Source organism: Mesorhizobium sp. M1B.F.Ca.ET.045.04.1.1, from assembly GCF_003952465.1.
GTDB classification, from domain to species: domain Bacteria; phylum Pseudomonadota; class Alphaproteobacteria; order Rhizobiales; family Rhizobiaceae; genus Mesorhizobium; species Mesorhizobium shonense.
Window position 1 is genome coordinate 6,281,381 of sequence record NZ_CP034448.1, and the last position, 26,992, is coordinate 6,308,372.

The 26,992-nt window shown below is 64.6% G+C and carries 21 protein-coding genes; 12 read left to right on the forward strand and 9 right to left on the reverse strand.

Features of this window, described 5'->3' with window-relative positions; all coding sequences use genetic code 11:
• Nucleotides 1–54: 54 nt before the first annotated feature.
• The 3 genes from EJ071_RS31365 to EJ071_RS31375 all read right to left on the reverse strand — a co-directional run bounded on the left by EJ071_RS31365 (nucleotide 55) and on the right by EJ071_RS31375 (nucleotide 4,914).
• A complete protein-coding gene (locus EJ071_RS31365) occupies nucleotides 55–3,834 on the reverse strand; it encodes a YadA-like family protein (RefSeq protein WP_126101311.1) in 3,780 nt (1,259 codons plus the stop codon).
• Nucleotides 3,831–4,286, reverse strand: coding sequence for a hypothetical protein (locus tag EJ071_RS31370; RefSeq protein WP_126101312.1), 456 nt, complete (start codon nucleotides 4,284–4,286; stop codon nucleotides 3,831–3,833). The genes EJ071_RS31365 and EJ071_RS31370 overlap by 4 nt, the downstream gene beginning before the upstream one ends.
• A 205-nt stretch (nucleotides 4,287–4,491) precedes the next feature.
• Nucleotides 4,492–4,914 (reverse strand): AraC family transcriptional regulator, encoded by a 423-nt coding sequence (locus tag EJ071_RS31375; RefSeq protein WP_245460042.1) that lies wholly within the window; start codon nucleotides 4,912–4,914, stop codon nucleotides 4,492–4,494.
• 469 nt (nucleotides 4,915–5,383) lie between these two features.
• Between EJ071_RS31375 and EJ071_RS31380 the strand changes: the two genes are divergently transcribed.
• Entirely contained in the window at nucleotides 5,384–5,623 is a 240-nt protein-coding gene (locus EJ071_RS31380; RefSeq protein WP_126101314.1) for a hypothetical protein, read from the forward strand.
• A gap of 163 nt (nucleotides 5,624–5,786) precedes the next feature.
• Here the strand turns inward: EJ071_RS31380 and EJ071_RS31385 are convergent, their stop codons facing one another.
• The gene (locus EJ071_RS31385; RefSeq protein ID WP_126101315.1) at nucleotides 5,787–7,310 is read right to left on the reverse strand and encodes a helicase HerA-like C-terminal domain-containing protein; all 1,524 of its coding nucleotides are present in this window, start codon (nucleotides 7,308–7,310) and stop codon (nucleotides 5,787–5,789) included.
• A gap of 357 nt (nucleotides 7,311–7,667) precedes the next feature.
• Here EJ071_RS31385 and EJ071_RS31390 point away from each other — a divergent pair, with 357 nt between their 5' ends.
• Genes EJ071_RS31390 through EJ071_RS31400 form a run of 3 tightly spaced genes read left to right on the forward strand, consistent with a single transcriptional unit; the run spans nucleotide 7,668 to nucleotide 11,533 of the window.
• Nucleotides 7,668–9,110 (forward strand): methylmalonyl-CoA mutase subunit beta, encoded by a 1,443-nt coding sequence (locus EJ071_RS31390; RefSeq protein ID WP_126101316.1) that lies wholly within the window; start codon nucleotides 7,668–7,670, stop codon nucleotides 9,108–9,110.
• Complete coding sequence (gene scpA / locus EJ071_RS31395; protein WP_126101317.1) at nucleotides 9,107–11,230, forward strand: methylmalonyl-CoA mutase; 2,124 nt, start codon at nucleotides 9,107–9,109, stop codon at nucleotides 11,228–11,230. Before EJ071_RS31390 ends, scpA begins: the two co-directional genes overlap by 4 nt.
• A gap of 57 nt (nucleotides 11,231–11,287) precedes the next feature.
• The gene (locus EJ071_RS31400; RefSeq protein ID WP_245460043.1) at nucleotides 11,288–11,533 is read left to right on the forward strand and encodes an AbrB/MazE/SpoVT family DNA-binding domain-containing protein; all 246 of its coding nucleotides are present in this window, start codon (nucleotides 11,288–11,290) and stop codon (nucleotides 11,531–11,533) included.
• Between the two features lie 380 nt (nucleotides 11,534–11,913).
• Here EJ071_RS31400 and greA read toward each other — a convergent pair whose 3' ends face one another.
• Entirely contained in the window at nucleotides 11,914–12,396 is a 483-nt protein-coding gene (greA, locus tag EJ071_RS31405) for a transcription elongation factor GreA (RefSeq protein WP_126101318.1), read from the reverse strand.
• Between the two features lie 106 nt (nucleotides 12,397–12,502).
• On the opposite strand from greA, the gene EJ071_RS31410 reads away from it, so the two are divergent.
• From EJ071_RS31410 to EJ071_RS31420, 3 genes are all read left to right on the forward strand, one after another.
• The gene (locus tag EJ071_RS31410) at nucleotides 12,503–13,879 is read left to right on the forward strand and encodes a TIGR03808 family TAT-translocated repetitive protein (RefSeq protein WP_126101319.1); all 1,377 of its coding nucleotides are present in this window, start codon (nucleotides 12,503–12,505) and stop codon (nucleotides 13,877–13,879) included.
• 179 nt (nucleotides 13,880–14,058) lie between these two features.
• On the forward strand, nucleotides 14,059–14,340 hold the full coding sequence (locus tag EJ071_RS31415) for a DUF1778 domain-containing protein (RefSeq protein WP_126101320.1): 282 nt from the start codon (nucleotides 14,059–14,061) through the stop codon (nucleotides 14,338–14,340).
• The gene (locus EJ071_RS31420) at nucleotides 14,340–14,825 is read left to right on the forward strand and encodes a GNAT family N-acetyltransferase (RefSeq protein ID WP_126101321.1); all 486 of its coding nucleotides are present in this window, start codon (nucleotides 14,340–14,342) and stop codon (nucleotides 14,823–14,825) included. The genes EJ071_RS31415 and EJ071_RS31420 overlap by 1 nt, the downstream gene beginning before the upstream one ends.
• A 49-nt stretch (nucleotides 14,826–14,874) precedes the next feature.
• On the opposite strand, the gene EJ071_RS31425 is transcribed toward EJ071_RS31420, so the two are convergent.
• Both EJ071_RS31425 and EJ071_RS31430 read right to left on the reverse strand, forming a co-directional pair.
• Complete coding sequence (locus tag EJ071_RS31425; protein ID WP_126101322.1) at nucleotides 14,875–15,879, reverse strand: asparaginase; 1,005 nt, start codon at nucleotides 15,877–15,879, stop codon at nucleotides 14,875–14,877.
• Between the two features lie 56 nt (nucleotides 15,880–15,935).
• Complete coding sequence (locus tag EJ071_RS31430) at nucleotides 15,936–17,102, reverse strand: acetyl-CoA acetyltransferase (RefSeq protein ID WP_126101323.1); 1,167 nt, start codon at nucleotides 17,100–17,102, stop codon at nucleotides 15,936–15,938.
• 187 nt (nucleotides 17,103–17,289) lie between these two features.
• On the opposite strand from EJ071_RS31430, the gene betI reads away from it, so the two are divergent.
• From betI to betB, 5 genes are read left to right on the forward strand one after another with little or no spacing between them, the layout of a single operon-like run.
• Nucleotides 17,290–17,880 (forward strand): transcriptional regulator BetI, encoded by a 591-nt coding sequence (gene betI / locus EJ071_RS31435; protein WP_126101324.1) that lies wholly within the window; start codon nucleotides 17,290–17,292, stop codon nucleotides 17,878–17,880.
• Nucleotides 17,877–19,406 (forward strand): choline-sulfatase, encoded by a 1,530-nt coding sequence (gene betC, locus EJ071_RS31440; protein WP_126101325.1) that lies wholly within the window; start codon nucleotides 17,877–17,879, stop codon nucleotides 19,404–19,406. Before betI ends, betC begins: the two co-directional genes overlap by 4 nt.
• Nucleotides 19,403–20,413 carry a threonine/serine dehydratase gene (locus tag EJ071_RS31445; RefSeq protein ID WP_189521303.1) on the forward strand — a complete coding sequence of 337 codons (1,011 nt, stop codon included), beginning with the start codon at nucleotides 19,403–19,405 and terminating at the stop codon, nucleotides 20,411–20,413. The genes betC and EJ071_RS31445 overlap by 4 nt, the downstream gene beginning before the upstream one ends.
• A gap of 3 nt (nucleotides 20,414–20,416) precedes the next feature.
• Complete coding sequence (betA, locus tag EJ071_RS31450; protein ID WP_126101326.1) at nucleotides 20,417–22,069, forward strand: choline dehydrogenase; 1,653 nt, start codon at nucleotides 20,417–20,419, stop codon at nucleotides 22,067–22,069.
• Between the two features lie 51 nt (nucleotides 22,070–22,120).
• Entirely contained in the window at nucleotides 22,121–23,584 is a 1,464-nt protein-coding gene (gene betB / locus EJ071_RS31455; protein ID WP_126101327.1) for a betaine-aldehyde dehydrogenase, read from the forward strand.
• 223 nt (nucleotides 23,585–23,807) lie between these two features.
• Here betB and EJ071_RS31460 read toward each other — a convergent pair whose 3' ends face one another.
• Together EJ071_RS31460 and EJ071_RS31465 are read right to left on the reverse strand one after the other, a co-directional pair.
• Nucleotides 23,808–26,045: an AGE family epimerase/isomerase gene (locus EJ071_RS31460; protein WP_126101328.1), complete on the reverse strand. Its 2,238-nt coding sequence runs from the start codon at nucleotides 26,043–26,045 to the stop codon at nucleotides 23,808–23,810.
• A gap of 47 nt (nucleotides 26,046–26,092) precedes the next feature.
• Entirely contained in the window at nucleotides 26,093–26,992 is a 900-nt protein-coding gene (locus EJ071_RS31465) for a LysR family transcriptional regulator (RefSeq protein ID WP_126101329.1), read from the reverse strand.

A 26,992-nucleotide genomic window follows, 5' to 3' on the forward strand; every position in this document is an offset into this window, starting at 1 on the left:
CTTGTTTGCGCATGATCTTTCCGCAAACCGCTACACACTTTCCGGGATCATGCTCTAGTTGATGGTAAAGCTGACGCCGGCGCCGACACCCCAGTGGCCGCCCGCCGTCGTGCCGGACACATTTGCCCGGGCTCTGCCGTCCTCGCTGGTGTAGCCGGCGCCAAAGGCGACGGCTCCCTCGCCGCGCCAATAGCCGCCGCCGGCCGCGACGCTGAGCTTGCCCGGACGGTCGTCGTAGCGCAGCGAAGCGGCCGCCAGGCCGATCGCGGCCGCCTGGCGCGCCTCGCTCCGAACCTCGCCCATGTCCATGTTGAGCTGGCTGAGCTTGGAGTCGGCATAGGCATTGGCCTGCTGCAGCGTCGTGGCCGCCACCTGGTTGGTGTAGGTCTTGGAGTCCGTCAGGTTGAGCGCCAGCCCGTCATTGAGCTGCTTGACGTTGACCGCATCGGTGTCGGCGGTGCCGGCGCCGACATTGTGGATGACGACAGGCGCATTCACGTCGCCGCCGACAAGCGTCACCGAGTTCGACTTCGAGCCGTCCCCATTCTTGTCATACTGGATCGCGAACTCGTTCAGGTCGCCGACGCTTCCCTGCACCGCTTCGACAGCCTGGTTCGTCGCATAGAGCTGGCTGCCGTTGATGGCGTCAGTCGAAGTCTGGCTGATCCGCCCCGCCGCCACATTGGTGACGGTGCGCTCCTTGCCGACGTCGCCCACGCTCACGGTGCTCGTCGGCGTGGTGCCGGCGAAGGTGTAGGCGACGCCGTTGATCGTCGTGCCGGTGGTGGCGACCGCCGCAGCCGTCGTCGAACCCGCGCCGAGCGCGACACTGCCGGGCTCATTGGCGGTGGCGCCGGCGCCGAGCGCCATGGACTGGGCGCCATTGGCGGTCGAGTTGGTGCCGAGGGCGATGCTGTCGGCCTGGTTGACGGTCGCCGTCTGGCCGATGGCGATGCCGCCCGGCGCGGTCTGCTGGACGATGGCGCCGTTGCCCATGCCGATGCCGTTGTCGCCGTTGACGGTCGTGCGCGGACCGATCGCCACCGATTCGGCGCCGACCGCAAGCGAGTCCGAAGCCGTCGAATTGGCGTGGAAGTACATCGTCCCCGTCACCGCGAAGGAGCTCAGCGCGCCCTTCAGCTGGCGAAGCGTGACGGCGTCCTGATCCTGCGTGCCGTCGGCCACGTTGATGATCTGGCGGTAGGCGGTGGAGGTGCCCACCGAGACGGCGCCGAGAAGCGTCATGTCCGTGGTGTTGTAGGGAATGAGGCCGGTGCCGGAGAGGATCGATCCTGATACCGGTGCTACCGCGCGATCCGAGACGGAGCCGGCGCCGAGCGCAACGCCGCCAAGGATCGTGGCCTGGGTGCCCCGGCCGAGCGCCAGCGAATCGCCGGCGGACGCCGTTGCCTGATAGCCGAGCGCGGAGGAGCCTACCCCTTGCGCGAAGGCATCCGTGACGGGCAGCGTGCTGTCGTTGGTACGCACATAGCGGATGCCGTCGCCATTGGCGTCGGTGTAGGCGGTCGAGGTGTCGCCGGCAAAATTGTTGATCGTATTGCCGAGAGTGGTGATGTCGGCGGTGTTGGCGGCGATGTCGGTGGTGTTTTGCGTCACCTGCTGATTGGTGGCGAAGAGCTGCGAGCCGTTGACGGCATCGGTCGAGGAGCCGCTCAACTGTCCGGCCGCGACGTTCTGGATCTGGCGCTCCGCGCCCAACGAACCGACGGAGAAGGCACCGGCCGGCGTCCCGCCCGCGAAGGTGTAGTTCACGCCGCCGATCGTCGTGCCGCCGACCGCGGTCGTAGTGCCCGACACCGAATTCAGGCCGATCGCAACGTCGCCGGCATTGGTCGCCACGGCATTGGGGCCGATCGCGACCGAATCCGTTCCCAGCGCTTGGGAATCCGCCAGCGTGGAATTGGCGTGGAAATATTTGATGCCGCCGCCATTGTTGATGTTGGTGATCGTACTGGCGAGACTGTCGACGGCCTGGTTGGTCGCGAAGAGCTGCGAGCCGTTGACCGCGTCGGTCGAGGACCCGCTGATCCGCCCCGCCGCTAGATTGGTGAGCGTGCGTTCCGCGCCGGGCGCGCCGATGCTGACCGTCGAGGTCGGAGTGGTTCCCTGGAAGGCGTAGGTGGTGCCGTTGATCACCGCACTCGGCGTGCCGACCGCGGCGGCAGTCACCGAGCCCGAGCCCAGCGCGACATCGCCGGAGCTTGCCGTAGCAAGGGCGCCATTGCCCAGCGCGACGTTGCCGACGAAGCCGGCCGCACCCGCGGTGGAGCCGTTGCCCAGCGCCACGGAGCCCTGTCCGATCGCCTTGTTGTTGTTGCCGATCGCAACCGCGCCGGCGGCCTGGTTGGCGGCGGTGGCGCTCGCCGTGCCGTCGCTGTTGGCGATGTTGTTGGCGCCGCCGGTGAAGGCGCCGGTGCCGCTGGCGTAGCTCGGATCGCCGATGGAGACCGCGCCGTCGCCATAGGCCACGTTGTTCGCGCCGATGGAGACCGCCTGGCCGCCGGTAGCCACTGCATTGGTGCCCATCGCGACCGCATTGGCGGAACTGGCCTTGGCGTTGTTGCCGACAGCGATGGCGCTCGCCGCCGACGCATTGGCGCCGATGCCGAGTGCGGTACTGGCGATTCCGCTGGCGCTGGCGCTGACGCCGGCAGCAAGGGAATTGTCTGCCGTCGCATTCGCTCCAGACCCGAACGAAGAGGAGTTTGCACCGCTGGCAACGGCCGTGTTGCCAATCGCCGTGCTGGCGGCGCCGCTCGCAACTGAGGTGGCGCCCATCGCGACGGCGAAAGCGCCGGAAGAGAGCGAATTGGTGCCGATCGCGATGCTGTTGGGCAGGGCCGTGTTGGCCTGAACGCCCGCCTGCGCGCCGACGCCGAATGCGATGGACTGATTACCCCAGGCGCTGGCGGTGTTGCCCATCGCCGTGGCGCTCGTGCCGGTTGCTTTGGTTAGGATGCCTATGGCAACGGTGTTTTGTTGAGATGCCATCACATCCGTGCCAAGGGCGATGGCGCCCTGGGCAAGGGCACCCGTTCCCGCGACAGTGCGTGCGCCGATATTGATGGAATTGATATCGGACGCGACCGACTGGAAGCCGATCGCGATGGCATTCTGGTTACTCGCGTTGGCGGAAGTGCCTTGGGCAATGGAATCCACCCCCGACGAAACCACTGAAGTCCCAAGCGCGAGGCTGCGCAGCCCGCTGGCTTTGGACGCCCAGCCTCCGGCGAATGCATAGTTGTTGCTCGCCGTGGAACTGACGCCGACCGCGGTGGCGTTTCCTCCTGAAGCAACTGAGAAGGTGCCCAGGGCGCTGGCGCCGGCGCCGGTGGCACTGGCGTCGACGCCGAGCGCGACCGAATTGACTCCGCTCGAGACCGTGCCCATGCCCAGCGCCATCGCCCCGCCAGTGCCCGTGGCCGACGCGTTCAGGCCGATAGCGACAGAGTATTGCGCAGACGAAACGGTCTGGGTGCCAAGCGCTATCGACCAGACATTGGTGGCGGAGGCGCTATTTCCGATCGCTATGGAGTCGGGAGTTGTCGCGGACCCGCCGCCCGCAGCATATTGCGCATGCGCCGGCGTCGTGAATGCCAACGCCACCGCCGATGCAACGCAGGCGAGGCTTGCGCCAGCGCCGAGCATCCCATGCCCCAGCCGCTCGCGCTTCATGCCGAGCACGCGATGCGCCTTGCGCAGCGCCACCATGAGGCGGCGACGGAGCGAGCGGCTGTCGGCCGCGCCGAACATCCAGTTTCCGATGAAATCGGCCGATCCGCGCCGGATGGTTCGTCCTTGCCTGAAGTTCATTGCGAGAATGCCTCCTTTGGTGGGTCGCGCTCGATCACGGCAGGTTCCGCCGACCCTGCCGCCGAAGCGTTTCTGCTCGAAAATGGAATGACGATTTCGGCACCGCGCGCGAGCAGCGCGTGGCCCTGCTTCTCGCCGATCGCCTCGACGCGATCGAGCGTGTTTTCAAGCCAGGAGTCCCCCTCCTCCGGCACAGACTGGAGCGCTCTTGCGACCCGTTCGTCCGGAATGAGCCGGCCGAGATAGGACCGCACCGCCGCCAGATGGACGGCAGGCGCATCGCCCGCGTGAACCACGGCGGTGAGGCCGTAGAGGTAGTGAGCGAGCAGGATGTCCTGCTTGGCGAGCGGCACGCCATTGCCGTAGCGTTTCTCGAGCGTCCTCGAGGCCGACTCCAGCCAGTAGCCGATCTCCTCGGAAAGGCTTCGACCGATGGCCGTATCGTCGCTCATGTCCCCTCAGCCGCCTCAGAATCCGGATTAGCCGGACTTGCTGGAGAAAGACATGTTTTCAGAATCGCGTATTTCAACAAATTGCTGTTTATCTGAAAATATACAGCAGTCTATCCATGGGTTAACGCAAAATTACTTTAGTTATACCTTTTATAAGCCGACCCATAAATAAACCTGCCGATAAATTAGGCAATTAGCCATCGCCTTACTCACTGGTCCGCGATCGACCCTGCCGTGCTCGTACCTGCTGCGGGGTGGCGTTGCGATATTTCTTCATCGTGGTGGTGAGGTGGCTCTGGCTCGAGAAGCCGCTCAAATCGGCAATGTCGGTGATCGACATGCGCCTGTCGGCAAGCAGCCTTTCGGCAAAGTCCAGGCGAAGATTGAGGACGTATTGATGCGGCGACACTCCGAACGTCTTGGAAAAAGCGCGGGCGAAATGATAGGGGGACAGCTCGCATATCGCCGCCATCTCCGCCAGCGAAAGCTTTCGCGAAAAGTTCTTGCTCAAGAATTGCTGCACCAGCCGGGTGCAACTGATCGACAGCCCGCCTTTCGCGTTCAGTTGGGGCCGTCTCTCAGCAGGGATTTCCGAAACCCAGGCCGGCAGATCATCATCGCGCCGCAATTCGGACTCCTGCCCCCACGGACTTGGCTCAACCTTAGAGGGTGCTTTCGGTTCCCCGGCCGCAATGGTTCGTGATCGCATGGTGTCGGCGTTATCGCATTTGCCCCCGGCAACAGCATGTCAAAGGCCATGATTTGAGGCGGCCGGTATTTCACGAAATTGCGGTTCCGCCGGGAAAAAGTTCCCTCGCGAAAAGTTTAGAAGCCGCTGATGCGGTCTGGTTGTCGTGGGGTAACATTTGATCGTCGCGAGGTAACGAGGCCAACCTCCGACGCGATGCAGTTCCATACAGATTCGCGCAACGCGGCGAGCACGCCTATGTCGTTTTCTGCGAAGCCGCTGCTAACCTCGACGACTTGCCCATGCCCCGTTGCATCGCATTACGGATGTAACGCGATTTCGCGAAGGTGAAATCGTTCTGCAGCGCCACAACGTCATCGTGGTCATCGCTTCACAAAAGGAGGTTTCAATGACGAAGCGACACCTAATGACGATGGCGGCGATCCTGACCGTGTTGGGCTCGGTCACGACGATCAGGTCATTCATCCCGGCGACCTCCGCCACGCCGGCGCAAGCCGCCGCGAGTCCCGCTCGCCCTGCCACGCAGCCGGCGACAATGGAGATCGTTCCCGCCCCGGTCATCGATCCGAAGTCGGAGGTCTTCATCGGTACCGGTGATGAAAGTGCCGGTTCCTGGGTCAAGCCGTAATCCCGGCGGCGGCGCGGCCCGGCGGCGACTAAAGCGCGTCGCGATCTTTCAGATTCGCTCCGTGCGCTTTAGGTTTTTGATTTTGCGCATGTCTTTGTCCCGAAACCGGTTCCCACTTTCGGGAGACATGCTTTAGGGCAAGGCCCGCTTGGCTCCGATACTCCTACCGCCCCCTGGCCAGGCTGCCCAGGATGCCGCGCACGATGGCGCGGCCGACGGACGAGCCGACCGAGCGCACCACCGACTTGATCGCGGCCTCGGCCACCGTCTGGCGATTGGAAGACCGCCTGCCGCTCGTCCCCAAAACATCGTCGAAGCCCGGAATGGTCCAGCGCGAGCCGCCGCTGTTCTGCTGCTGCGCCTGCGCCTCGGCGTCCTGCGCTTCCTTGGCCTTCTTCTGCAGCATCTCGAAGGCCGATTCGCGATCGACCGCCTGGTCGTACTGGCCGGCGACGGGGCTCTCGGCGATGATCTTGCGGCGCTCGTCCGGCGTGATCGGGCCGAGCCGCGAGGACGGCGGCCGGATCAAGGTGCGCTGGACCATGGCCGGCACGCCCTTGTCCTCCAGCATCGAGACCAGCGCCTCGCCGGTGGCAAGCTGGGTGATGGCGGTGGCGCAATCGAAATCGGGATTGGGCCGGAAGGTCTCGGCCGCGGTCCGCACCGCCTGCTGCTCGCGCGGCGTATAGGCGCGCAGCGCATGCTGGACGCGGTTGCCAAGCTGCGCCAGCACCTTCTCCGGAATGTCGAGCAGGTTCTGGGTGACAAAATAGACGCCGACGCCCTTGGAACGGATCAGCCGCACCACCTGCTCGACGCGGTCGATCAGCACCTTCGGCGCGTCCTCGAACAAGAGATGCGCCTCGTCGAAGAAGAAGACCAGCTTCGGCCGTTCGAGATCGCCGACTTCCGGCAGTTCCTCGAACAGTTCGGACATCAGCCAGAGCAGGAAAGTGGCGTAGAGCCTGGGGTTCATCATAAGTTTGTCGGCGGCCAAAACGCTGACCGCGCCGCGGCCGTCACGGGTGGTGCGCATGAGATCGGCAATGCGCAGCGCCGGCTCGCCGAAGAAGTTCGCAGCACCTTGGCTTTCCAGCACCAGGAGCGTGCGCTGGATGGCGCCGACGGACGGTTTGGTGACATTGCCATAGCGGGCGCTGAGCTGGTCGGCGCGATCGGCCATGTTGGCGAGCAGCGCCTGCAGATCCTTGAGGTCGAGCAGCAGCAGACCCTCTTCGTCGGCGATGCGGAAGGCGATGTTCATCACGCCTTCCTGCGCCTCGGTGAGGTTCATCAGCCGTGACATGAGCAGCGGCCCCATTTCCGAGATGGTGGCGCGGATCGGATGGCCCTGCTCGCCGAACAGGTCCCAGAAGATGACCGGGAATTCCTGGAACCGGTAAGGATCGAGCTTCACCTGCTCGGCGCGCTTGACCAGGAAATCCTTGGCCTCGCCCATCATGGCGATGCCGGAAAGATCGCCCTTGATATCGGCGCAGAAGACCGGCACGCCGGCGTTGGAAAAGCCCTCGGCCAGGACCTGCAGGCTGACCGTCTTGCCGGTGCCGGTGGCGCCGGTGATCAATCCGTGGCGGTTGCCGTAGCGCAGCAGCAGCTCCTCGGCGCGCTGGTAGGAATCGTCGGGCTTGCGGCTGGCGCCGATAAAGATACTGGTGTCGTCAGCCATATGTCCGGTCTCCGCAATCTGTTCCGCCGAAAAAGCCCGAGCCTCATTCGAGGTATAGTAACGCTATCGTCGAGCGACAATGCCATGATCGAATTTGGGCCACCATCGAAATCGAGCTGTCGAAGCTTGCGGATTTCGAGCATGTTTGGCAATCGGTTAGCGGCCGCCGAGGCGACCGCGGCGGATGTCGCATTGTGATATCCGTCCGAGGACCTTAAAGCGCGTCGCGATCTTTCAGATTCGCTCGTGCGCTTTAGGTTTTTGATTTTACGCATGTCTTTTATCCCGAAACCGGTTCCCACTTTCGGGAGACATGCTTTAGACTGGTGGCTGATGCGGCAAGAGACGAGGAGTGCGATGGGCGCCGGCGCCTTGACCAGGGATGTCGACCTTCCGAAACCGGACGCCAAGCGCTGGCTGGCGCTGGCGGAAAAAGCGCTTGCCGGCGGCTCCTTCGAGGAGAAGCTCGTTTCGCACACCGATGACGGCATCCGCATCGAGCCGCTCAGCGAACGCTCGACGACCGCCGAGCCGCTGGTGCGTACCAATCCGAAGTCGCCATGGATCGTCAGCCAGCGCGTCGACGATCCCGACATCGCCCGCGCCAGCGCCCAGGCGCTGGAGGATATAGCGCAGGGGGCGACCGGCCTGTCGCTGGTTTTCGAGGGCGCGCCGAACGCCTTCGGCTACGGTCTTCCGCGCACCGCGGAGGCGCTGGAAACAGTGCTCGACGGCGTGCCGCTCAACCGCGTGCAGGTGCGCATCGACGCGCATCCGTGGAGCCGCGCCGTGGCCGACTGGTTGCTCGCCTTCCTGACCCGGCGCCGGTCCGATCCGACGAAGCTCAACCTCTCCTTCGGCATCGACCCGGCGGCGATCTTCGCAGGAACCGGGCGGCTGCGCACCTCGATCGAGGCGCTGCAGGAATCGATGCCGCAATCGCTGGCGCATTTCTTCTCGATGGGCGTGCCGGGCGCGCTGCTCGAAGCCGATGGCCGCGTCTTCCACAATGCCGGCGCCACCGAGGCGCAGGAGCTCGGCACGATGATGGCGTCTGCCGTCTCCTATCTCAGGATGTTCGAGAAGGCGCGACAGCCGCTGGTCTATGCCGCGCCCTATATCGGCTTCGCGCTCAGCGTCGACCAGGACCAGTTCCTGTCGATCGCCAAGGTGCGGGCGTTGCGCAAACTCTGGGCGCGGATCCAGGAAGCTTGCTCGATCCCCGGCTCGACGGCAAACGTCCACGCCGAGACCTCCTATCGCATGATGACGGTTGCCGACCCGGAAACCAACATCCTGCGCACCGCGATCGCCGCCTTCGCCGCAGCCGCCGGCGGCGCCGATTCGGTCTCGATCCTGCCGCACACCATCGCACATGGGTTGCCCGCCGGTTTCGCGCGCCGCGTCGCCCGCAATGCGCAGCTGATCATGGCGCATGAAAGCCATCTCCATCATGTCGCCGATCCGGCCAGCGGCGCTGGCGCGGTCGAGGCGCTGACCGACGAGCTTGCCGCGGCGGCCTGGGAAGAGTTCCAGCGCATCGAGGCCGAAGGCGGGGTGCTCAACAGCCTGCAGCAGGGCTACATCCAGAACCGGGTGCAGACCGCCGCCGCGAAGCGCAATGCAGCCTACAGGGCAGGCGAACGCGGCATCATCGGAACGACCCTTTACCGCACCACGGGCGAACGCCCGGTCGAGACATCGACGGCCGAGCGCCGGCCGGCGCTGACGGAAGGCGTCGCCGTGTGCGAGCCGCTTTTTCCGGTGCGCATCGACCAGTCGATCGGAGCCGGATCATGATCCCGGATTTCAGCCAGATCGGCTGGTCGGAGCCGCGCCGCGCGCCGGTCGAGCTCAAGGGCCAGCGGATGACGCCGGAAGGCATCGCGGTGAAGCATCTCTATGGCCAAGGCGACCTCAAGGGCCTCGCCAATCTCGACACCTATCCCGGCCTGCCGCCTTTCGTGCGCGGCCCCTACCCGACCATGTATGTCCAGCAGCCCTGGACGATCCGGCAATATGCCGGCTTCTCGACGGCAGAGGAATCCAACGCCTTCTACCGGCGCAACCTCGCCGCCGGGCAGAAGGGGCTGTCGGTCGCCTTCGACCTCGCAACCCATCGCGGCTATGACAGCGACCATCCGCGCGTCGCCGGCGATGTCGGCATGGCGGGCGTGGCGATCGATTCCATCCTCGACATGCGCCAGCTGTTCGACGGCATCCCGCTCAACGAAATGACGGTGTCGATGACGATGAACGGCGCGGTGCTGCCGATCATGGCGTTGTACATCGTGGCGGCGGAGGAACAGGGCGTCGCCGAGAAGCATCTGGCGGGGACCATTCAGAACGACATCCTGAAGGAGTTCATGGTCCGCAACACCTACATCTATCCGCCGAAGCCATCGATGCGGATCGTGTCGGACATTTTCGCCTACACCTCGCGGCATATGCCGAAGTTCAACTCGATCTCGATCTCCGGCTATCACATGCAGGAAGCGGGCGCGACGGCCGACCTCGAACTCGCCTACACCATTGCCGACGGCATCGAATATGCGCGCGCCGGCGTCGCCGCCGGGCTCGACATCGACCGCTTCGCGCCCCGTCTCTCCTTCTTCTGGGCGATCGGCATGAACTTCTTCATGGAGGTCGCCAAGCTCAGGGCCGCGCGGCTTTTGTGGTCGAGCCTGATGAAGAAGAATTTTGCGCCGAAGGACGAGCGCTCGCTGTCGCTGCGCACCCATTGCCAGACGTCCGGCTGGTCGCTGACTGCGCAGGACCCCTACAACAACATCACCCGCACGACGATCGAGGCGATGGCGGCGACGCAGGGGCACACACAGTCGCTGCACACCAATTCCTTCGACGAGGCGATGGCGCTGCCGACCGACCATTCGGCCCGCATTGCCCGCAACACGCAGCTCATCCTGCAGAAGGAATCCGGCACCACCCGCATGATCGACCCGTGGGGCGGCTCGGCCTATGTCGAGCGCCTGACGCACGATCTGGCGGCCCGCGCGCTCGCCCATATCGAGGAGGTCGAAAACCTCGGCGGCATGGCGGCGGCGATCGAGAAAGGCATTCCGAAGCTGCGCATCGAGGAGGCTGCCGCGCGCACGCAGGCGCGCATCGATTCCGGCGAGCAGGTGCTGGTCGGCGTCAATGCGCATCGCCCGGAAGCCGATATCGAGGTCGATGTGCTGAAGATCGACAATGCCGAGGTGAAGGCCAGGCAGTTGGCGAAGCTGCAGCGGCTGAAGGGCACGCGCGACGTCGCGGCACTCGAGGATGCGCTGGCGGCGCTCTCTGGCGCTGCCGAGAGCGGCGAGAACCTGCTCGAATTCGCGATCCGCGCCGCGCGCGCCAACGCAACCGTGGGCGAGATCTCGCTGGCGCTGGAGAAGGTGTTCGGCCGCCATGCGGCCACGGTGCAGACCATCTCCGGCGTCTATCGCGACGCGCTTGGCGACAATCCGGCGGTCGACCGGCTCAAGGAAAAGATCGAAGCGTTCGAGAAGAAGTCCGGCGCCAGGCCACGCATCCTGGTCGCCAAGATGGGACAGGACGGCCACGACCGCGGCCAGAAGGTGATCGCCAGCGCCTTTGCCGATCTCGGCTTCGACGTCACCGTAGGGCCGATGTTCCAGACGCCGGACGAGATCGCGAAGCTGGCAGTGCAGCACGATGTCGATATCATCGGCGCGTCGTCGCTGGCGGCCGGGCACCTGACGCTGATCCCCGAGCTCAAGGAAGCGCTGAAGAAGCTCGGCCATGGCGACATGCTGATCGTCGCCGGTGGCGTCATCCCGCCGCAGGACTATGACGCGGTGCTGAAGGCGGGGGCGGCGGAAATCTTCCCGCCGGGGACCGTCATCCCGCAGGCGGCAGACCGGCTGATGGATCGGTTGCTGGCCGATCAGTGAGGGCTTGCTGACTTGGCAGGAAGGTTGTCCTGTGGAAATAGATACAACCATGGCGCGATGATGTTTAAGACGATCATCCACAGGCTTGAGGACGGATCGGGGGCCTTGCTGCTGCCACGCGAAATGCTTGACAGCTTGGACCTTCAAGTTGGCGATGAGCTGCAGATCATCGAGACCGACGACGGCCTCATTCTAAGGCCAGTCCGCCACGACAACTACAAGCGGCAAATGAACGCCGCTCGCGATGTCATGGACAAATACGAAGCTGCACTGCGGAAGCTTTCAACGTTGGATAACAGCTAGTTCCTCAACACAGTGATTTTGAAAGATTGCAGGCTTGTCGGGCAAGGCTATCAACCTCCGTTCGGGATAAGTCAGCGCAAACGCTGGCGATGAGCTGAAGGCTCCCGAAACTCGTCATTCTAGGGCGGAGCAAGGAGCGTAGCGACGCGCGCAGACCCTAGAATCCATGCCGTTACCTGGACCGAAGTGTGCAACGGTGCAGAATTCTGGACCGCCGCGGCGCTTCCAAGTCACGGCATGGATCCTCGGGTCTGCGCGCGTCGCTTCGCTCCTTGCTCCGCCCGTGGATGACGATCGCGATAGGCGTCTCGGCCAATCGCCAAGGCATGGGATCTGCCAACGCACACCAGCCAACCGGTCAAAACTTCTGTATTGAGGAACTAATTCTCGACCTTGTCCGAGAGCTTGACGATCTCCCATTCCTTGCCGTTGACGGCAACGACCTCGCCGACCTTCTTGCCGAACAAGGCCACGGCCATCGGCGAGACATGGGAGATACTGCCTTTTGACGGATTCGCCTCGTCCTCGCCGACGATGCGCCAATGCACTTTCTTGCCGTCGTCGCCTTCCAGCGTGACGCCCATGCCAAAGCGGACAACGTCGCTGCCCGGCTCCGGCACGGAAAGCTCGGCGCTCTCGCGCCGCGCGGTCCAGTAGCGCAGGTCGCGCGACACGACCGCAAGGCGCTCGCGATCGCCGCGCCTTTCGGCTTTGGCCATCAGGTCGCGCAGCTCGGCGAGGTTCTCCTCGATGATCGCCAGGCCCCGCTCCGTCACCAGATTGCGGTGCGAACTGATCGGCCGTTCGCCGACTCCGGCGATGGCGTTTTCGCTGTCTTCTTCGCGCGTGAAAGCTCTGCTCATTCAACGACCTTAGGCTTGGTGAGGCTGCTGCACAAGCGATTTGCCTGCGAGCATGCCTTGGCACGATTCCTGCGACGAACCGGGCGAAACGCCAGGACCTGTGCCGATGTTGAACAGACGAACGCTGCTTGCCCAGACCGCAGGCCTCGCCGTTGCCGGGCTCTTTGCCGGCAAGGCATCGGCGAAAATGCTGCCCGGCATCGAGAAGGCCGCGATGCGCGGCTCAATCAACGCCATCGAAATCGGCGTGCAACCCGGCTCGCTGGACGATCAGAGCAAGGCCTTCGCCAAGATGCTCGCTGAAGCCAGCGACCGCGACGCGCCGGTGTTCCTGCCGCCCGGCACCTATCTCGTCTCCAACCTGAAGCTGCCGGCGCGGGTGCGCCTGTCGGGCGTGCCCGGAGCAACCCGCATCGTCTATGGCGGCAACGGCCATCTTATGATGGCCGAGCAGGCCGAACATATCGAGCTCAGCGGACTGGTGCTCGACGGCAGCAACCGCTGGCTGGCCGACTATACGCAAGGATTGCTCGATCTGCGCCGCGTCGCCCATCTCGCCATCGACAATTGCCAGGTCACCGGCAGCGGCAAGAACGGGATGGCGCTGGAGCATGTCGCCGGCCGCGTCGGCCGCTCCGATATTTCGGGCGCGGCGGATGCCGGCATCTATTCGGTCGAGGCCGGCGGACTGGAGATTTCGGGCAACACGGTATCCGACTGCGCCAATGGAGGCATTCTGGTGCATCGCTGGCAGGCTGCGGAGGACGGCACCATCGTCAGCGGCAACCGCGTGCAACGCATCGGCGCGAGGAGCGGCGGCACAGGCCAGAACGGCAACGGCATCAATGCCTTCCGCGCCGGCAATGTCATCATCTCCGGCAACGTCGTCTCGGATTGCGCCTTCACGGCGATCCGCGCCAACAGCTCCAGCAACCTGCAGATCACCGGCAACACCTGCGCGCGCTCCGGCGAGACGGGGATCTATTCGGAATTCTCCTTCGAAGGCGCGATCCTCAGCAACAATCTGGTCGACGGCGCCGCCAACGGCATCTCGATCGTCAACTTCAACGAGGGCGGCCGCATGGCCGTATGCTCGAACAACATCGTGCGCAACCTTTCGACGGTCGGCCCTTATACCGCCGACCCACCGGGCTTCGGCGTCGGCATCAGCGCCGAGGCCGACACCACGGTTTCGGGCAATGTGGTCGAGAACGCGCCGCTCTACGGCATGCAGCTCGGCTGGGGACCTTATCTGCGCAATGTCGTGGCGACGGGAAACGTCATCCGCAAGGCAGGCACCGGCATCGTCGTCAGCGTCGTCGAAGGCTCCGGCAGCGCCGTCATCTCTGACAATGTCATCGACGGCGCAAAGAACGGCGCCATCATCGGCCAGCGCTGGGCCGACCCGGTGACCGGCGACCTCGCCCGATCTGCCGATACGGGCTACGCGCATCTCACTGTCGAGCGCAACAAGGTCAGCTAGACCACAGCCTCGAAAATGCCTGCCTGGACTTTTGGCGGCGGCCTCGTCTGTCAACAATCACGGATTCGGCGTAGTCGATTGCAATCCTTCCTGCCTCCCTAGCCGCAAATTGGCATCTTAGATTTAGATACACATTGTGTATGCAAATATGCTATGTCGATAGCGGAAGGATTCACCGCATGGCCACGAAAAACCAGGATACCCACGCCAAGCCCGTCAATCTGCGCATCCGCGAGGATGTCCGCATCCTGATCGACCGCGCCGCGAAGATACGCGGCAAGACCCGCTCCGACTTCATGATCGACGCCGCTTATCGTGCAGCCGAAGACACGCTGCTCGACCAGACGCTCGTCAAGGTCGATGCCGAAAGCTATCAGCATTATCTCGATATCCTCGATCGGCCACCGAGCGGCGAGGGATTTGCCCGTCTGATGAATGCGCCTAAGCCTTGGCGGGACTGATGCTATCGGCACCAGCCCTTCTTGCCGATAGTCACGAACTCGACCTTTTTCAAAGCGGGACCGACAGCCTGGATCAATGGCTTCGACGGCGGGCGCGCGCCAATCAAGTCAGCGGGGCGTCCAGAACCTATGTGATTGCAGAAAGCGCGCGCGTTGTTGGTTACTATTGCCTTTCATCAGGCGGACTTGACCTGGCGGATGCGCCCGGTTCGATCCGGCGTAATATGCCCGATCCCGTGCCCATGGCCGTACTTGGCCGCTTGGCTGTCGATGCAAGCTGGCAGGGAAAGGGCCTGGGCGTCGCTTTGTTGCAGGACGCGGTGCTGCGGACCGGTCAAGCGGCAGCCATTCTCGGCATTCGTGGTCTCTTGGTTCACGCCATATCGGACGAAGCCAAAGCGTTTTATGAGCGGTATGGCTTCCAGGCTTCTCCAAAAAGTCCGATGACTTTGGTGCTATCGCTGAAGATGGCTCAGAAGGGGTAACTGTCCTGGCTCGCCCGGGAAGCAGCATATGCGTGTCGCATTGTCCGCGCTAGCTGAGCGCCACCGTCGGCCGCAGTGTGCCGACCTTGGCGCCGATACGGCTTTCGATCGGCGGATGGGCGAGTTGGGTAAGCTTCGCCGCGAGCGCTTCGTCGCTGCGCAGCAGTTTTGCCAGCACCGCCGCGATCATCACTTCGGCGGCGCGGCCGGCGCCGTCATCGCATTTCAAAGCAATGCCGAGGCCGAGTTCGAGAACAGCGGCGCAATAGACGCCCTCGGCGCCGGTCTTGACGAAGATACGGCCGGGGGCGGCCTGCATCAGCGCGAGATCCGCCTTGCCGGTGCCGGCCACCAGGAACGGCTCGGCCATGCAGGCCGAGAGCAGCCGCTTCGCGGCCTTGGCGCGTTCGGGCAGAAAGCCCCTGCCCGTCACCATACGGGCAAAGCCGAGCGCGAAGTTCTTCAGCGGCACGGCATAGGTGGGGATCGAGCAACCATCCGTGCCGCAATGGTCGACATCATGCGCGGCGCCGGTCACCGATTGCATGACGTCGCGCACCATGTCCTGCAGCGCATGGCCAGCCTTGACGTAGCCGCGATGCTCGATGCCCGAGTGAGCGCAGGTGCACAGGAAGCCAGAATGCTTGCCGGAACAATTGTTGTGCAGTGCGTTCGGCGTGCCGCCGCCCCGCGCCAGCGCAATCGTCGCATCGTGGCTGGATGGCCAGTGCGCGCCGCATTCGAGCGCGGACTTGTCCAAGCCGGCTTTCGCCAGCATCGCTGCCGCCAGTTCGACGTGCGCCGGTTCGCCCGAATGCGAGGCGCAGGCGAGCGCCAGTTCACGGTCACCGAGGCCATAGGCATCGGCAGCCCCGCTTTCGACCAGCGGCAGCGCCTGGATCGCCTTCACCGCCGAGCGTGGAAACACCGGTCGGGTCGTGTCGCCGATCTCCCAGACGGGCTTGCCGTCGGCATCGAAGACAGAAACCGCGCCGCGATGGGCGCTTTCAACCACCGCGCCACGCAGAACTTCTACCAAAACCGGATTGGACATGCTGCCTCCCGCACGCACGCGCCCAAGGGGGCGCGGCGCTTTAATGCGGGCCGCTTCTACCTGATCCGGTCGAGGATGGAAACGTAGTTCGCGACGGCGGCGCCGCCCATGTTGAAGATGCCGCCGAGTTTTGCGCCCGGCACCTGGATGCCGCCGGCTTCGCCGGTCAGCTGCATGGCGGTCAGCACATGCATCGAGACACCGGTGGCGCCGATCGGATGGCCCTTGGCCTTCAATCCGCCGGAAGGGTTGACCGGCAGGCGGCCGTCCTTCGCGGTCGTGCCATCAAGCGCAAGCTTCGCACCCTCGCCGGGCTTGGCCAGGCCCATCGCCTCATATTCGATGAGCTCGGCGATGGTGAAGCAGTCATGCGTCTCGACGAAGGAGAGGTCGTCGAGCGTGACGCCGGCCTTCTTCAGCGCCTGCTCCCAGGCCCGCTCGCAGCCCTCGAAGGCAAGGATGTCGCGCTTCGACATCGGCAGGAAATCCTGGACGTGCTCGTTGGCGCGGAAGGTGACCGCACGGCGCATCCTCAGCGCCGTCGCCGTGTCAGTGAGCACGAGCGCCGCCGCGCCATCCGAAACAAGCGAGCAGTCAGTGCGCTTCAGCGGACCGGCGACGAAGGGGTTCTTCTCGCTCTCCTGGCGGCAGAACTCGTAGCCGAAATCCTTACGCATCTGGGCATAAGGATTGTCGACGCCGTTTTTGTGGTTCTTGGCGGCGATCATGGCGAGCGCATCGGACTGGTCGCCATAGCGCTGGAAATAGGCCTGAGCGATCTTGCCGAAGACGCCGGCGAAACCGGCCGGCGTATCGCCCTCCTCGGGCAGGTAGGAGGCCTTGAGCAGGTTCTTGCCGATCTCCGGGCCGGGGGTCGTGGTCATCTGCTCTGCGCCGACTACCAGCACGATGCGGGCGGCGTTGGAATCGATGGCGCGGATCCCTTGCCTCACCGCGGCCGAACCGGTGGCGCAGGCATTTTCGACGCGCGTCGCCGGCTTGAAGCGCAGCCGGTCATCGGCCTGCAGAACCAGGCTTGCGGTGAAATCCTGCGGCGAGAAGCCGGCGTTGAAATGGCCAAGCACGATCTCGTCGACATCGTCCGGGCCGATGCCCGCATGGTCGAGCGCGTCCACGGCGACCTTGGTGATCAAGCCCTCCAGCGTTTCGCCTTCGAGCTTGCCGAAGCGCGAATGCGCCCAGCCGACGATGCATGCGGTCATGGCAGCCTCCATTTGCCGCGCAGCCTAGCACGTTCCTGCCGCGGCACGGACTCAATATTGTTCAACAGTGAACCGTTTTCCAGTCGAGTGCATGGGCCAGAGCAACACGATCGGTTGATCCCCTGCCGATTTTTTATTGATTGATCCGTCAATAAAAAATAATCTCAACGGGAACTGGATCTACCATATGCCGAAAATCGGAATGGAACCGCTGCGCCGAAAGGCGCTGATCGACGCGACGATCTCGGCGATCGGCGAGCGCGGTTCGCTGGACGTGACCATGTCGGAGATCGCCGGCCGCGCCGGCGTGTCCTCGGCGCTCGCGCATCACTATTTCGGCGCCAAGGACGAATTGCTGTTCGCGACGATGCGGCACATCCTTGCCGCGCTCAACGCCGATACAAGGCGCGCGCTTCGCCTCGCCGCCACACCGCGCCAGCGCGTCTCGGCCATGGTCGCGGTCAGTTTCTCCGACGAGCAGTTCCAGCCCGAAACAATAGCCGCATGGCTCGCCTTCTATGTCGAGGCGCAGCAGTCTTCCGCCTTGCGGCGCCTGTTGCGCGTCTATGCGCGGCGGCTCAATTCCAACCTGATGAGCGGGCTGACCGGCATCCTGCCGAGGGCCGAGGCTGACCGTGTGGCGGAGGCGACAGCGGCGCTGATCGACGGGCTCTACATCCGGCGCGCGCTGAAGGACGGCGTGCCTAACGCGCAGAGCGCGATCGCACTCATCGAAGACTATCTCGAAACCAAGCTCAACGGACGGAACCTGCCTTGACGACTCGACGACCCAATTTCCTGATCGTCATGGTCGATCAGCTCAATGGCACACTTTTCCCTGATGGCCCAGCGGATTTCTTGCACGTGCCGCACCTCAAGGCGCTCGCCGCCCGCTCGGCGCGCTTTGCCAACAACTACACCGCCTCGCCGCTCTGCGCGCCCGGCCGCGCCTCCTTCATGAGCGGCCAGCTGCCGTCGCGCACCGGGGTCTATGACAACGCCGCCGAGTTCGCCTCGTCGATCCCGACCTTCGCGCATCATCTGCGCGGCGCCGGCTACTACACCTGCCTGTCCGGCAAGATGCATTTCGTCGGGCCGGACCAGTTGCATGGCTTCGAGGAGCGGCTGACCACCGACATCTATCCCGCCGATTTCGGCTGGACGCCGGATTACCGCAAACCCGGCGAGCGCATCGACTGGTGGTACCACAATCTGGGCTCGGTCACCGGAGCCGGCGTCGCCGAGACCACCAACCAGATGGAATATGACGACGAGGTGGTGTTCCTGGCCTCGCAGAAGCTCTACCAGCTTTCGCGCGAGCAGGACGATGCCAACCGTCGGCCCTGGTGCGTTACGGTATCGCTATCCCACCCGCACGACCCCTATGTCGCGCGCAAGCAGTATTGGGATCTCTATGAGAACTGCCAGGCGCTCGACCCGGAGACGGGCTTTATCCCACATGACGAGCAGGACACCCACTCGCAGCGGCTCTATCGCGCCAGCGACTATCAGGCCTTCGAGATCACGCCCGAGCAGGTGCGCCGTTCCCGGCGCGGCTATTTCGCCAACATTTCCTATGTCGACGACAAGCTCGGCGAGCTTCTGGACGTTCTCAAGCGCACCCGCATGCTCGGCGACACCACCATCCTGTTCTGCTCGGATCACGGCGACATGCTGGGCGAGCGTGGCCTGTGGTTCAAGATGAGCTTCTTCGAGGGTTCCGCGCGCGTGCCGCTGATGATCGCGGGCGAAGGCGTGCCGGCCGGCCTCGTCGAGGCGCCGGTCTCCAATCTCGACGTGACGCCGACGCTCTGCGACCTCGCCGGCATCGACATCGCTGCAATCGCGCCGTGGACCGACGGCCAGTCGCTGCTGCCGCTTCTCAACGGCGAGGCGCGCACCGCGCCGGTGCTGATGGAATACGCCGCCGAAGGCTCCTACGCGCCGCTGGTCGCGATCCGCGACGGCAAATACAAGTTCGTCCATTGCGAGCTCGATGCGCCGCAACTGTTCGATCTCGAGGCCGACCCGCTCGAGCGCGACAACCTCGCCGGCGATCCGGCGAATGCTACGTTGGTTGCCGCGTTCATGGAGAAGGTCCGGGCCCGCTGGGACATGGCCGGCTTCGACGCCTCGGTCCGCGAAAGCCAGGCGCGCCGCTGGGTCGTCTACCCGGCTTTGCGCAACGGGGCCTATTACCCCTGGGATTTCCAGCCGCTGCAGAAGGCCTCGGAGCGCTACATGCGCAATCACATGAACCTCGACAATCTCGAAGAGAGCAAAAGGTATCCGCGAGGCGAATGATGGCAGACGTTCTCGTTCCCACCCTCGACCATCTGAAACAGGCCTATGCCGTGACGTCTGCGGCCACGCAGGTGACGCCGCTGCTGGAGTCGGCGGCACTCGCCAAAGAGACGGGCGCGACGCGCGTCTTCGTCAAGCCGGAATCGCTGCAATGGGCGGGCTCCTTCAAGGTGCGCGGTGCCTATTGGCGGCTGAAGCGGCTGTCGCCCGACGAAGCGAGGACGGGCGTTGTCGCTTATTCCTCCGGCAATTTCGCGCAGGGGCTGGCGGCCGCCGGACAGGCGCTCGGCATTCCAGTCACCATCGTCATGCCGATCGATGCGCCGGCCGCCAAGCGCGATGCCACCGCCGGCTATGGCGCGCGCGTCGTGCTCACCGACCACGGCGACCGCGCCCGTGAGGAAGTGGCCGCCGCCAAGGCGCGCGAGATCGCCGAGACCGAGCATCTCACTTTGCTCCATCCCTTCGACGACCCCGAGATCGTCGCCGGCCAGGCCGGTGCAGGGCTGGAAGCGCTCGACCAGTTGGCGGCGAAGAAGACGCATGCCGACCTCGTGTTCTGCTCTGTCGGCGGCGGCGGGCTGATCGGCGGCGTCGCGCTCGCGTTCCACTATCTGTCGCCGAATACGGAAATCATTGCCGTCGAACCTGAAGGCTTCAACGGCATGGGCTCGTCGCTGGCGCATGGCGCGATCGAAACCATGCCGATCGGACCGAAATCGATCTGCGACGGGTTGATGGCGCGCAAGCCCGGCGATGCGCCCTTCGCGGCTGTGAGCACGGCGGGTGTGCGTGGCATCACCGTCGACGACGCCGCGGTGCGGCGGGCAATGAAGATCGCCTTCGAGCGGACGAAGCTGGTGCTCGAACCGTCCGGCGCGGCGTCGCTGGCGGCACTGCTGGGCGGCAAGGTGGATGTGGCGGGCAAAACCGTCCTCGTGGTAGCAACCGGCGGCAATGTCTCGCTCGCCGATTTCATCTCGCATATGAACGATGGGCGCATATGAACAATGCTTGAAGCGGATTTCGTCATCATCGGCTCCGGCTCGGCCGGTTCGGCCATGGCCTACCGGCTGTCGGAAGACGGCAAGCATTCGGTGATCGTCATCGAGTTCGGCGGCACGGATATCGGACCGCTGATCCAGATGCCGTCGGCGCTGTCGATCCCGCTCAACATGAGCCTTTACGACTGGGGTTTTGCCAGCGAGCCCGAGCCGCATCTTGGCGGCCGGGTGCTCGCTACGCCGCGCGGCAAGGTGATCGGCGGCTCGTCCTCGATCAACGGCATGGTCTATGTGCGCGGCCATGCGCGCGACTTCGACCATTGGGCTGAACAGGGCGCCGTCGGCTGGGGTTTTGCAGACGTGCTTCCCTATTTCAAGCGCATGGAGGATTCCGACGGCGGCGAGGACGGCTGGCGGGGCAAGAGCGGCCCGCTGCATGTGCAGCGCGGCACGCGCAAGAACCCGCTCTACGGCGCCTTCATGGAGGCCGGCCGCCAGGCCGGTTTCGAGCTGACCGACGACTATAACGGATCGAAGCAGGAAGGCTTCGGCCCGATGGAGCAGACCATTTTGGGCGGCCGCCGCTGGTCGGCGGCCAACGCCTATCTGAAGCCGGCGCTCAGGCGAAAGAATGTGAGTCTGGTCAAGGGCTTCGCCCGACGTGTGGTGATCGAGAATCAACGCGCCATCGGCGTCGAAATCGAAGCTAACAAACAGATTCAGGTCGTTAAGGCGCGACGTGAGGTGATCGTTGCGGCATCGTCGATCAATTCGCCGAAGATCCTGATGCTGTCCGGCATCGGCCCGGGCGCGCATCTCCAGGAGAACGGCATAAAGGTGATTGCCGACCGGCCGGGCGTGGGCGGCAATCTGCAAGACCATCTGGAGCTCTACATCCAGCAGGAAGCGACCAAGCCGATCACGTTGAATTCGGTGCTCAACCCGTTCTCCAAGGCGATGATCGGTGCGCAATGGCTGTTCTTCAAGACCGGCCTCGGCGCGACCAACCATTTCGAGGCGGCCGCCTTCGTGCGTTCGCAGGCCGGCGTCGACTATCCCGATATCCAGTACCACTTCATCCCGGCTGCGGTGCGCTATGACGGCAAAAAGGCGGCGAAGTCGCATGGCTTCCAGGCGCATGTCGGGCCGATGCGCTCCAAGTCGCGCGGCTCGGTGAGCCTGCGCTCGCCCGACCCGAAGGCCAAGCCGGTGATCCGCTTCAACTACATGTCGCATCCGGACGATTGGAACGAGTTCCGCCACTGCATCCGGCTGACGCGCGAGATTTTTGGCCAGCAGGCTTTCGACGGTTTCCGCGGCAAGGAGATTTCGCCGGGCAGCCACGTGCAGACCGACGACGAGCTCGACGCCTTCATCCGCGAGCACGCCGAGAGCGCCTACCATCCCTGCGGCACCTGCAGGATGGGCCGCGCCGACGATCTGACCAGCGTCGTCGATCCGGAATGCCGGGTCATCGGCATCGAGGGCCTGCGCGTCGCCGACTCCTCGATCTTCCCGCGGGTGACCAACGGCAATCTCAACGCGCCCTCGATCATGACCGGCGAGAAGGCGTCGGATCATATCCTCGGCCGCACGCCACTTGCGCCGTCCAACCAGGAACCCTGGATCAATCCGCGCTGGCAGGTGGCCGACAGATAGCGCATGATCCGGGCGGATCGCTCCGCCCTCGAAGAGAACTGGAGAACCGCCATGCGCGCCCAGCCAACGGCATCGCATTATGTCAACGGCCGCTACATCGAGGACGAAGGCGGCGCGCCCTTGCCGGTGATCTATCCTGCGACCGGTGAGACTATCGCCACACTGCATTCGGCGACGCCGAATGTGCTGGAGCTCGCAATCGAAGCCGCTCGCGCGGCGCAGCCGGCCTGGGCACGGCTGAAGCCAGTCGAGCGCGGCCGCATCCTGCGCCGCGCCGCCGATATTCTTCGCGCGCGCAATGCCGACCTCGCCCGCATCGAGACGCTCGATACCGGCAAGGCGATCCAGGAGACGCTGGTGGCGGATGCCCCATCGGCCGCCGATTGCCTGGAATATTTCGCCGGCGCGGTGGCAGCCTTCAATGGCGAGATGATCGATCTCGGTGGGCCGTTTGCCTACACAAGGCGCGAGCCGCTTGGTGTGTGCGTCGGCATCGGCGCCTGGAACTATCCGATCCAGATCGCCGGCTGGAAATCGGCGCCGGCTTTAGCCATGGGCAACGCCATGGTGTTCAAGCCTTCGGAGAACACGCCGCTTTCGGCGCTGGCGCTGGCGGAGATCTACAGCGAGGCGGGCCTGCCCGACGGGCTGTTCAACGTCGTGCAGGGTTACGGCGACGTCGGCGCCGGCCTTGTCGGCCACGATGTCGTGGCCAAGGTCTCGGTCACCGGCTCGGTGCCGACCGGCCGCAAGGTGCTGTCGCTCGCCGGCTCGAAGATGAAGCACGCGACGATGGAGCTCGGCGGCAAGTCGCCGCTGATCGTGTTCGACGACGCCGATCTCGAAAACGCCATCGGCGGCGCCATGCTCGGCAATTTCTACTCGACCGGCCAGATCTGCTCCAACGGCACGCGCGTTTTCGTTCAAAAAGGCCTGCATGACCGCTTCGTCGACCGGTTGGTCGAGCGGACGAAGAAAATCCGCATCGGCGATCCGCTCGATCCGGAAACGCAGATGGGGCCGCTGGTCAGCAAGGCGCAGCAGGACAAGGTCGTTTCCTATATCGCGGCCGGCAAGCAGGAAGGGGCGACGCTCGCCAGCGGCGGCAACGTGCCCTCGCTGCAAGGCTTCGAGGGCGGCTTCTTCATCGAGCCGACGGTGTTCACCGGCGTGACCGACGGTATGCGCATCGCACGCGAGGAAATCTTTGGGCCGGTGATGAGCGTCTTGAAATTCGACAGCGAGGACGAGGTGATCGAGCGCGCCAACGATACAGAATTCGGCCTGGCCGCAGGCGTGTTCACCCGCGACCTGCCGCGCGCGCATCGGATCATCGCCGAGCTGCAGGCCGGCACCTGCTGGGTCAACGCCTACAATCTGACGCCGGTGGAAATGCCCTTCGGCGGCGTCAAGCAGTCCGGCATCGGCCGCGAGAATTCGCTAGCGGCGCTGGCGCACTACTCGCAACTGAAGGCGGTCTATGTCGAAATGGGGGACGTGGCGGCGCCTTACTAAGGTCGATGATTGGCGAAAGCCACAGTGACGGCCAATCTCCCCCCTTGCGGGGGAGATGTCCGGCAGGACAGAGGGGGGTGTGAAGGATCGCCAACGTTGGCGTGAATCATTCATCTGACCTGCATGGTGACCGTCAACAGTTGATAGGCCTGCGGGACAGCACCCCCCTCTGCCCTACCGGGCATCTCCCCCGCAAGGGGGGAGATCAGCAGCTTCCACCCCTTCACCCCTCCCCCGCCGTCCCATCCAGATACTGCATCAGGGCGCAGACCAGATGATAGAAGATGCTGGCGGGCACGTCGGTCGCCAGTGAGCGGCCGCGCTCGTCGATGCGATCGATCCAGAGGCCGAGCGGCGCCGGATCGACGTGCCAGCGGAACAGACGGCCGACGCGCGCCTCGATCTCGGGCTTGAGGTCCGGCCCGCCCGAGCCGTCGAGCGCGATCGCGGCCTTCACCGCTTCCGCCTGCGGCCAGCTGCGCGAGACCGTGTCGAGCGGCAGGCCCTGGCGCGAGACGGCGCCGTAGGAAAGGCCGGTGGCGCGATTGAGGCCGTTGGCGACCGCCGAGGCATAGAGCTTGCGAGCGAAGGCGGTGAGCTCGGTCTGGCCGCTGCGAGCGGCGAAATCGACAAGCAGCGAGGCCCATTCGAAATGATGGCCGGGCTCGGTCCACGTGCCCTTGTCGCCCGCCACCGACTTCCAGCTATCGTCGAAATATTCGCCCAGCGTCCAGCTGTCGGCGTCGAAGAAGTGGCTGCGGAAGAGATCGATGATGCGCGAAGCGCGGCGCAGATAGGCGCGCTCGCCGGTCGCCTGATGCCAGGCGAGGAACGCCTCGAGCAGATGCATGTGCGGGTTGGAGCGCCGCTCGCCCGCGCCGTCGGACGTTTCGAGGAAGCCGGTCATGCGGCTGTCCTCGAGATGGGCATCGAGGAACGCAAAGGTCTCCTCCCCTAGCCGCAAAGCATCGGGATGGCCGGATATATGGGCGTGCGCCAGCGCCAGCAGCACGCAGGAATGATCGTAGGCGTCCTCCACAGGATCGGCGACGGAGCCATCGACATTGAGCGTGCGCACCCAGCCGCCCCTTTCCGTTCGGCCCTTGCCGGCCATGAAGTCGATGCCGTGCGCGATCAGCCGGTCGGCCGGGCCGGTCCAGCCACGCTCCTTGGCGACCGCGAAGGCATAGACCTGGCGGGCCTGCGTGCGCATGCGCTTGGGTTTCATCAGCGGTGAGGCGTCGAAGCCCAGCGCCTCGTGAAAGCCGCCATAATGCTCGTCAACGCCTGATGTCGACCACAGCGGCAGCGTCTCGTCGAGCAGCCAATGATGCACCCGCCGCCGCCAGGCGCCGCTCTCGATCACCCGGTCAGGCGCCGGCGTGAACCTGGTCTCCAGGCGGCCGGATTTCTCCAGCTGCTCGACGATCTTCTTGACGTGCTGGCTGTGGCTGACCGGCGCGACGAAAGTGGCGTCGGCGGTGGAGACGATCGCCACATCCTTCATGCCGATCGCCGAAAGCAGACGGCCGTCACCGCGGATATAAGAGTTCTCGCAATCGATGGCGACGACATCGCCGAGGATGACGTTGCCCTGCCTGTCGGAGGGGCCGACATCGAGCAGCGATTGCCAAGAGCCGAGATCGTTCCAGCGGAAGCCGGCCGGCACCATGGCGATGTCGTTGGCGCGCTCCATGATGGCGTAGTCGATCGAGGTCGAGGGGATGGCCGAATAGAGCTCCAGCGGCATATAGAGGCCGGAGAGATCGCTGGTCGCCGCGTGATAGGCGGCTTCCGTCGCTTGCCAGATCTTCGGCTCGAAGGCGGCGAAGGCGTCGCGCATGGCGCCGGCGCGAAACAGGAAGATGCCGGTGTTCCAGTAGAAACTGCCGGCGTCGAAATAGGTCTGCGCAGTGGCGGGATCGGGCTTCTCGACAAAGCGCGAGACGTCGAACACACCGTCCCGCTCGGCCGCGACCTCGATATAGCCATAGCCCGTCTCGGGCTGCGTCGGCTTGATGCCAAACACCACCAGGCGTCCGGCGCTGGCCGCGGCAGCGCCCGCCTCGATGCTCTGCCAGAACTGGCGCGCGGTTGAGATCTCGTGATCGGAGGGCACCACGAGCACCAGCTCGTCGCCATATTCGGAGAGCGTGCGCAGGCTGGCCAGCGCGACCGCGGCGGCGGTGTTGCGCCCGGTCGGCTCGAACAGCGGACCGCCGCCAGCGAGATCGAGGCCGGCAAAATCGGCATGAACGCGTTCGGCATGGCGCTCGGAAGCGATCAGGAAGATCGGCGTCTCACCTTCCGACCTGGATGCCAGCCGGCGCAACGTCTTGGCCAGCATCGAGCCGTCGCCGGAAAAATCGTGGAACTGTTTGGGATTGTCCTCGCGCGATAGCGGCCAGAGCCGCGAGCCGACGCCGCCGCTCATGACGAAACTGACGATGCGCTGGCTCATTCGGGCCTCGCTCAAGGGTTGGAACTCAATTGGGTAACACACATGCCTTAAGCGGTGTTTGCCCGGTTCGAAATCTGCCCTGCCGCCAAATCGATGAAGGCCTTGACCAGGGGCGAAAGATGCCGGCTGCTCGGATAGAGGACATGGAGGCCGCCGGCAGGCGTCGTGTAGCCCTGAAGAACGCGTCGCAGCCGCCCCTCATCGATGAACGCCTCGGCCATGCCGTGAGGCAATTGGGCGATGCCGAATCCAGCGAGCGTGGCCGCAACGACAGACTGCATTTCATTGGCGGCAAAACGCCCGGCAACCGTGACCGTTTCATGGCCGTTTGGACCATCAAGCACCCAGTTGATGCCGGCAGCCGACGAGCCTGCGATGACGCAATCGTGCCCGGCGAGATCGGCCGGCCGCTCCGGCGCTCCTCGGCGCGCTATATACTCCGGGCTGGCGCAGAACAGCCTGTGGGTTGAGCCGAGCTTGCGGGCGATCAGTGTCGAATCCTGAAGCACCCCGGTGCGGAAGGCGAGATCGATTCCGTCCTCGACCAGATTGAGCCAGTCATCGGTCAGCCGAAGCTCGACCTTGGTTTTCGGGTACATCGCCAGAAAATCGACAACGGCCCCATTGAGGAAGTAGGCCCCGAAGCCAACGGGCGCTGAAATGCGGATCGTGCCCGAGGGTTCCGCGCGTGCTTCCGAGAGGCGCGAATTTGCTTCTTCAAGCGCGCGCAGAGCCAGGCTGCTTTGCTCGTAATATTGACGGCCGGCGTCCGTCAGGCTGAGGCTGCGTGTCGTTCGCTGCAGCAGGCGAACCCCGACCTCGCGCTCGAGCGCGGCAATGCGGCGGCTGACAGTTGTCTTGGGCATGGCGAGGAGCCGCGCTGCGGCAGTGAAACTGCCGGCTTCCGCGACGCGTGCGAACACAGCGATGTCGTTAAGATCAAGCAT